The organism is Polaromonas sp., assembly GCF_031411155.1.
Classification (GTDB): Bacteria; Pseudomonadota; Gammaproteobacteria; order Burkholderiales; family Burkholderiaceae_C; genus Polaromonas.
The window spans coordinates 1-5,467 of record NZ_JANOAL010000168.1 but is presented as its reverse complement, the minus strand read 5'-3'; the positions used below and the strand labels follow the sequence as shown (position 1 = coordinate 5,467).

The 5,467-nt window shown below is 59.6% G+C and carries 5 protein-coding genes; 4 read left to right on the top strand and 1 reads right to left on the bottom strand.

What is annotated here, in order from left to right:
- From RMO23_RS10995 to RMO23_RS10980, 4 genes are all read left to right on the top strand, one after another.
- Positions 1-247, top strand: a 247-nt coding sequence (locus tag RMO23_RS10995; protein WP_405041595.1) for a M10 family metallopeptidase C-terminal domain-containing protein, incomplete at its 5' end; no start/stop codon positions are given.
- Positions 248-462: 215 nt separating this feature from the next.
- Positions 463-2,244, top strand: a complete 1,782-nt coding sequence (locus tag RMO23_RS10990; protein ID WP_309681392.1) for a type I secretion system permease/ATPase — start codon at positions 463-465, stop codon at positions 2,242-2,244.
- A gap of 36 nt (positions 2,245-2,280) precedes the next feature.
- Positions 2,281-3,636 carry an HlyD family type I secretion periplasmic adaptor subunit gene (locus RMO23_RS10985; RefSeq protein WP_309681391.1) on the top strand — a complete coding sequence of 452 codons (1,356 nt, stop codon included), beginning with the start codon at positions 2,281-2,283 and terminating at the stop codon, positions 3,634-3,636.
- A 2-nt stretch (positions 3,637-3,638) separates the two neighbouring features.
- Positions 3,639-4,988 carry a TolC family outer membrane protein gene (locus RMO23_RS10980; protein WP_309681389.1) on the top strand — a complete coding sequence of 450 codons (1,350 nt, stop codon included), beginning with the start codon at positions 3,639-3,641 and terminating at the stop codon, positions 4,986-4,988.
- 19 nt (positions 4,989-5,007) lie between these two features.
- Here the strand turns inward: RMO23_RS10980 and RMO23_RS10975 are convergent, their stop codons facing one another.
- Entirely contained in the window at positions 5,008-5,346 is a 339-nt protein-coding gene (locus RMO23_RS10975) for a hypothetical protein (RefSeq protein ID WP_309681387.1), read from the bottom strand.
- Between the last annotated feature and the right edge of the window lie 121 nt (positions 5,347-5,467).

Genomic DNA, 5,467 nt, shown 5'->3' with positions numbered 1-5,467 from the left:
GGACTTCGTCAACGGCACAGACCGGATCCAGTTAACCGGGATTGATGCGAACACGGCCCTGGCGGGCGATCAGGCCTTCACGATGATCAACACTGGCGCCTTCACCGGCACGGCCGGGCAGTTGCGCTACACCACGGGGGGAGGGACCACCGTGATGGAAGGCGATGTAAACGGGGATTCGGTCGCCGACTTCCAGCTTCAGCTGACGGGCAACCACACCTTTGTGGCCGCTGACCTGCTGCTTTGAGGGACGGGTACTGGTTCCCGGACAGCCTCCCGTCCGAGACTGTCTGAAAACCATGCACTCCAAAGCCTCCGCCCACAAGCGGGGGCTTTTTTTCCCCATTTCCGGCCCATTAGCGTTTGCCCGTGTGGATTGTGTAAATTCAACCCTTACCATGTACACAATCGCTTACGATGAACATCATGCTCAGCAATCTTTACTAAAGCGCCCTGCCCAACATGATTTCACAACTTAAACCCCCCAAAAATGAAATCACGCTAGCTCTGGCAGATTTCAAGGGAGCGTTTCGAACCGTGGGCATTTTCAGCGCCATCATTAACCTGATGCTGCTGGTGCCGTCTCTTTATATGCTCCAGGTCTATGACCGGGTGCTGGCCAGCCAGAACCAGACGACGCTGCTGATGCTGACCTTGATGGTATTGGGCGCCTTTCTGTTCACAAGCGCGCTGGAGTTCGTACGCAGCTTTGTGCTGATTCGGGTCGGCGCCCAGCTCGACATGAAGATGAACAAGCGCATCTATACGGCCGCCTTTGAGCAAAACCTCAAGAAGGCGGGAGGCAATGCCGGACAAGCCTTGCAGGACTTGACCACCATTCGCCAGTTTCTGACGGGGAACGCCTTGTTCGCCTTTTTTGATGCGCCATGGTTCCCGGTCTATCTGGCCGTGATTTTTCTGTTCAACTCTTCCTTGGGGGTATTTGCCCTGTGCGGAACGATTATTCTGATTGCTCTGGCTTACGTGAATGAAGTGGTCTCAAAAAAGCCACTGGCAGAAGCCAGCAGCATGGCGATAGCGGCGGGCAACCTGGCAACCAACAACCTGCGCAATGCGGAAGTGATAGAGGCCATGGGCATGCTGCCAAACCTGATGTCACGCTGGTTCAAACTGCATGGCCGGTTTTTGCAGTTGCAGGCCGAGGCCAGCGAAAAGGCCGGAATCATCAGCGCAAGCACGAAATTTTTCCGGATGTCGCTTCAGTCCCTGGTGTTGGGCTTTGGCGCGCTGCTGGTGCTGGAGGGAAAGATCACCGGCGGGATGATGATCGTGTCGTCCATCCTGATGGGCCGAACCTTGAGCCCGGTGGAGCAGCTGATCGGGATCTGGAAAACCTGGAGCAGCACCCGCAGCGCCTACAAGCGCCTGAACGAGTTGCTGGCTGCCAACCCGCCCCGCAATGCGGGCATGTCCCTGCCCAAGCCACTGGGCCAGATCGCCCTGGAAGCCGTGACCGCCGCCCCCCCCGGCTCCGCGGTAGCGGTCATCAAGAACCTCAGTTTTTCGATTGCCCCCGGTGATGTGCTCGGAGTCATTGGCCCCAGCGGCGCCGGCAAATCCACGCTGGCACGGCTGCTGGTGGGTGTCTGGCCTGCTGCAATGGGCAAGGTTCGCCTGGACGGCGCTGACGTTTATCAGTGGAACAAAGACGAATTGGGGCCACATATCGGCTACCTGCCGCAGGACATTGAACTGTTTGCCGGCACCGTGAGCGAAAACATTGCCCGCTTTGGTGAGGTTGACCCGGAAAAAGTGGTAATGGCCGCCAAGCGCGCCGGTGTTCACGAAATGATTCTGCAGTTCGCCCAAGGTTATGACACCCCGCTTGGCGATGGCGGCGCCGGCCTGTCGGGCGGCCAGAAACAACGCCTTGGCCTGGCCAGGGCCATGTATGACGACCCCTCTGTGCTGGTGCTCGACGAGCCCAACTCCAACCTGGACGAGGTGGGCGAGCAGGCGCTGGTTGCCGCCATCGTTGATTTCCGCAAGCGCGGCAAAACCATGGTTCTAATCACCCATCGCACCAGCGCGATTAGTGTCACGAACAAACTGCTGTTGCTGCGCGATGGCGTGGCCCAAACGTTTGGTCCGACAGCCCAGGTACTGGCGGATTTGACCAAGGCGGCGCAGCAGCAGGCTCAACAGGGGCAAGCCAACAAATCTGCGCCGGCGCTTGCCGGTGCGGCCACCAAACAACTCGCAGAAGTTGGCGCCGGCAAGTAATGCGGCAACCACCGAGCTAACAGGGCAAGCATGACCATGAAAAGTTTATTCGGCAACCCCTCTGCGGCAACGGATGTCCAGCCGCGGGACAGTGCCGCGCCAGAAGTCAAGACCGATGCCAAGTCACACACCCGCCTGGGTTGGTGGATCGTCATCGCGGGTGTGGGCGGATTTTTACTGTGGGCATCGCTGGCGCCGCTGGACAAGGGCGTACCCCTTAGCGGAACGGTCACCGTTGCCACCAACAAAAAGGCCGTGCAGCACTTGACCGGTGGCACGGTGGAGGCCATTTTGGTCAAGGAAGGCGACGTGGTGAAGGCGGGCGATGTTCTGGTTCGCATGAATGCGGTGCAGGCAAAAGCCAACGCAGAAATTGCCCGCGTCCAGTACTTCAGTGCCCGCACCGCGGAAGCGCGCATGATTGCTGAGCGTGACGGGAAAAGAACCATCGTGTTCCCGCCGGAACTCGAGGACGTGAAGAATGACCCACGTGTCGCCGGCAATATCCGGTTGCAACAGCAACTGTTCAACTCGCGTCAGTCTGCCATTCAAAGCGAGCTGTCGGCCCTTGATGAAAACATCGCCGGCCTGATCCTGCAAAACAAGGGACTGGAAGAATCCCGCGATGGCAAAAAAACGCAGCTCCAGTTCCTGAAGGAGCAGCTGGACGGCATGCGCGATCTGGCCAAAGAGGGTTACGTTGCGCGCAATCGTTTACTTGAACTGGAGCGGACCTATGCGCAACTGAGCACCGCCATCTCCGAAGATATCAGCAACATCGGCCGCGGCCAGCGGCAGATTTCCGAGTTCAAATTGCGTCGCCTGCAGCGACAGCAGGAGTACCAGAAGGAAGTCCGTACCCAATTGTCCGAGACCCAGAAGGAAGCCGACGGCCTGGTTAACCGGCTCACCGGGCTTGACTACGATCTGCAGAATGTACTGGTCAAAGCCCCGGTGGACGGCACCGTGGTGGCCATGAACGTGTTCACCCATGGCGGAGTCATCGCACCGGGGTTCCGATTGATGGACATCGTGCCAAGCGATGACCCCCTGGTCGTCGATGGCCAGCTGCCGGTGCATCTGATTGACAAGGTCCACCCGAATCTGCCCGTGGAACTGATTTTTACCGCCTTCAACCAGACCCTGACGCCGCATGTCCCCGGCATCGTGACGCAAATATCAGCGGATCGGCTGGTCGACGAAAAGAGCGGCCAGCCCTACTACAGCCTGAAAGCCAGGGTTGCGCCCGAGGGCATGAAACTGATCGCCAATTTGCAGATTCGCCCTGGCATGCCAGTCGAGTTGTTCGTCAAGACCGGTGAGCGCACGATGATGAACTACCTGCTCAGGCCGGTAGTCGACAAACTCAAAATGTCCATGACGGAAGAATGAGCATGACGGCCCTGCCCTTTCGGCGACTCCTCACTTCATTGCTGTGCCTGGCAGCGCTCGGCCAGTCCCATCCTGCCTCTGCCCTGGGTTTGCTGCCGGCCTACGAAGCCGCGCTGGCAAACGACCCGGCTTACCGGGCTGCATTGCAGGAGAGCGAAGCGGGACAGGAATACAGGGTGCTGGGGCGCTCCCATCTCCTGCCCAGCCTGACCGCCAACTACTCGACAAGCAAGAACCAGGGCGATGTCACCACGGCGACCCTGCTGGGCGAGCGGACCGAGCCGCGAAAATACACCAGCTCGGCCGCCTCAATCCAGTTGCGGCAGCCTCTGTTGCACCTGGAGGGCATGGCCCGTTATCGCCAGGGTGAAGCGCAGAGCAGCGCCAGCGATGCACAGTTTTTGGTCCGAAGCCAGGACCTGATCGTGCGCCTGGTCAGCCTTTATGCCAGCGCCAAGTATGCCGAGGACCAGCTTGCCCAGGCTATCGCCCAGCGCGATGCCTATGCGGAGCAACGGCAATCCAATGTCCGCCTGTTCCAGCGCGGCGAAGGCACCCGCACCGAAGTGCTGGAGACCCAGGCGAAGTTTGATTTGTCCGAGGCCCAGGTGCTCGAGGCACGCGACAGCCTGACCAATGCGCGCAACGCCCTGGCGGCCATGGTCGGCCAGGACATCGACAGGCTGGATCCTTTGGTCGATGATTTTCAGGTCAGGCCCCTGCAGCCCGCCAGCTTTGAAGCCTGGAAGGAACTGGCGCTGGCCAATAACCCCGAGGTGATTGCGCAGCGCTATGCGGTTGAGGTGGCCAGCGAGGAAATCAACAAGAATCGGGCCGGCCATTGGCCACGCCTGGATCTGATCGCCAGCGTCAGCAACAGCAAATCCGACACCACCAGCACCTTCAACCAGGACACCAACAATCGCAGCATAGGCGTGCAACTCAATGTTCCGCTGTATGCCGGCGGATCTGTGAGCGCCGCCACCCGCCAGGCCGTGGCAAACCACGAAAAAGCCCGGGCCGATCTTGACGCCAAGACCAGCCAGGTTCTGGTCGAGCTGCGCAAGCAGTACAACCTCACGCAAAGCAGCGTGTTGCGGATAGACGCCGCCGCGAAATCGCTAAGCTCTGCCCTCTTGCTGGTCGATGCGACGCAAAAAAGCGTCAAGGGCGGGCAGCGCACCAATCTGGACGTGCTGAACGCGCAGCAGCAGTTGTTTGAGGCCAGGCGTGACCTGGCCCTGTCGCGCTACAACTACCTGCTCGGCTACCTGCGCCTGCGCTACTCCGCCGGAACGCTGGCGCGGGCCGATCTGCAGGACGTTGCCGGATATTTCGTGCGCGAAAACTGAACGAGTTGTACGGCCCGAATCAGGGCCCATCCGGCTCGCTCGCCGGCCCACTGTCTTCAGGTTCCGGACTCAACAGTTCGCGGATTTCGCTGGGTGCCGAATCCACGACAAAACTGGCGTTGGGGTCATAGATGGGCGGCAGGCAACTGAAGGGGTCACCCTTCACATTGGCCGACCGGATCACAAAGGGCTGGTCGGCGGCTGCTTGCGCGGCCGGGGCCTGATTGCCCGGTTCGCTCGCTTGGGCCCCACCAGGAAATTGCACCAGATCAGACGCCTCGTCTGGCGCGCTGGCGCCCATCTGATGTTTTTGGGTCCGGCCCGGCTTCGAGCTTGCGGTTCTTTGGAACTTCATCATGGACCTCCTGAGCCAGGGTAGGCGCGACCCCGCGTTGGCACAAATTCGCCCAAGACCCGCATACAGTTGATTACAAATACGATTTAATAATCACAATTTTTTGGGCTTGGTGAACTTTATC